Consider the following 1,595-nt stretch of genomic DNA (forward strand, 5'->3'; position numbering starts at 1 on the left):
CCGCCCCGGCTATAGCAGGCGCGGGCCCCCTCCGCCACGGCGGGGGCGGGTGGGGGGCATGCGCGGGGGGCTCAGCGGCGGGCCAGGGCGTCGCTCAGCACCGCCGCCACCACCCCGGTCGCGGCCGCGACCAGCACGAGGCTGGCTCCCACGATGGCGTAGTCGTAGCCGGGCTTGGCGGGCAGGCGGCCGAGCAGGTCAGGCGGCACGGCGCGCCGGGCGATGCCGGGCGGCAGCGGCTTGCCCTGCTCCAGCCGGTTCCGCATGCCCGGCGGCAGCGGCTGCGCCACGAAGCCGGGATTGGTGCCGAGCCACCCCTGCACGATGCCGAGTTCGACCGTCCCCAGGCTCCCGCCGCCCCTGCCTTGGTTGCCGTGCCCCTGGTTGCCCTGGCCTCGGTTGCCCTGTCCGCCCTGGTTACCCTGTCCTCCCTGGTTACCCTGGCCGCCCTGGTTACCCTGGCCCTGACCGCGTCCCTGCCCCTGGCCTTGTCCCTGACCGCGTCCCTCGGGCTGGGCCAGGGCGGATGGCGCCACGAGGGCGAGGCCAGCCAGCAGCATTGCTCGGCGCATCCGCGTCATGCGTCCTCTCCCAGATCGAGCGGCGCGAAGCGGCCCGGCGCCGGCCGCCCCGCGCAGAAGCGCCACACGCGCGCGCCCCCCGCACCCAGCGCCAGCAGGCTGGAGCACACGGTCCCGAAGCCCTGCACCGGCGGCACATTCAGCGCGGCGCCGAGGCCCTCCGCGCCGAAATCGCCATCGGCCAGCAGCGCCTCCCAGCCGGCCCAGTCGCCGGCGGCGGGATCGGGCGGCGGGGTGGTCCGGAAGCGGGGCAGGTGCCGGCGCGTGCGCGGGCTGGCCAGGTCGTTCGGATCGTGCGCGGTCACCATGCTGACCCCCGGCGGCAACGCCACCGGCTCCGGCCGGCCGGCGCCGAGGCCGCGCAGGAAGATCGCGTCGCGCGCATCGGCGACCACCATGTTGAACGGCCGCCACTGGCCGGCATCGAGGCCAGCGACCGCCGCCGCAGCAGCGGCCGCGGTCCCGGCGTCGAGCGCCATCAGCGGCAACTCCCCGCGGGAGCGCTTGCCGGGCGCCGGGCCCAGGCTGCCGGGCCGGTTGAGCACCGCCGCGAGGACGCCGCCCTGCAGCGCCATCCAGGTGCCGCCGCCGGTCCGGTCGCGCCCTCCCACCATGCCGGGTCGGTCGGGCCAGTGCGCGGCCGGTGCGTCCCAGGCGCGGTCCAGCCGCTCGTCCCGGTTGGCGGCGAGCAGCAGCGGCCAGTCATGCCCGGGCCGGCGCAGGATGACGACGGTGCACACGCCGGCCGGGCGGTCCTCAGAAGCGGAAGTAGAGGCCCACACCCGGCGGCGGGGGCGGCGGGGCGTAGTAGCGCGGCGGCGGGTAATAGGCCCGGGGCGGCGGATAGTAGTAGCCCGGCGGCGGGTAGTAGCCCGGCGGCGGACGCCGGTAGTAGCCGGGCGGCGGGCCGCGCCAGCGGGGCGGCGGCGCCGGCACCCAGCGCGGCGGCGGATCGTACCAGTAGCCGCTGGCCGGCGTCGCCGCGATGGCCTCGGCCGCCGCCGGTGCGACGGC

The 1,595-nt window shown here is 77.9% G+C and carries 3 protein-coding genes; all 3 read right to left on the reverse strand.

The genetic code is table 11. The features are described 5' to 3' along the window. Nucleotides 1-71 precede the first annotated feature (71 nt). Nucleotides 72-581, reverse strand: a complete 510-nt coding sequence (locus OZN99_RS31195; RefSeq protein WP_270939082.1) for an anti-virulence regulator CigR family protein — start codon at nucleotides 579-581, stop codon at nucleotides 72-74. Continuing rightward, complete coding sequence (locus OZN99_RS31200) at nucleotides 578-1,321, reverse strand: NRDE family protein (RefSeq protein ID WP_270939083.1); 744 nt, start codon at nucleotides 1,319-1,321, stop codon at nucleotides 578-580. Before OZN99_RS31200 ends, OZN99_RS31195 begins: the two co-directional genes overlap by 4 nt. A gap of 16 nt (nucleotides 1,322-1,337) precedes the next feature. Further along, nucleotides 1,338-1,595 (reverse strand): hypothetical protein (locus OZN99_RS31205; RefSeq protein ID WP_270939084.1); only part of this gene is annotated, 258 nt, incomplete at its 5' end.

It is taken from the genome of Falsiroseomonas oryzae, assembly GCF_027856955.1.
Classification (GTDB): domain Bacteria; phylum Pseudomonadota; class Alphaproteobacteria; order Acetobacterales; family Acetobacteraceae; genus Falsiroseomonas; species Falsiroseomonas oryzae.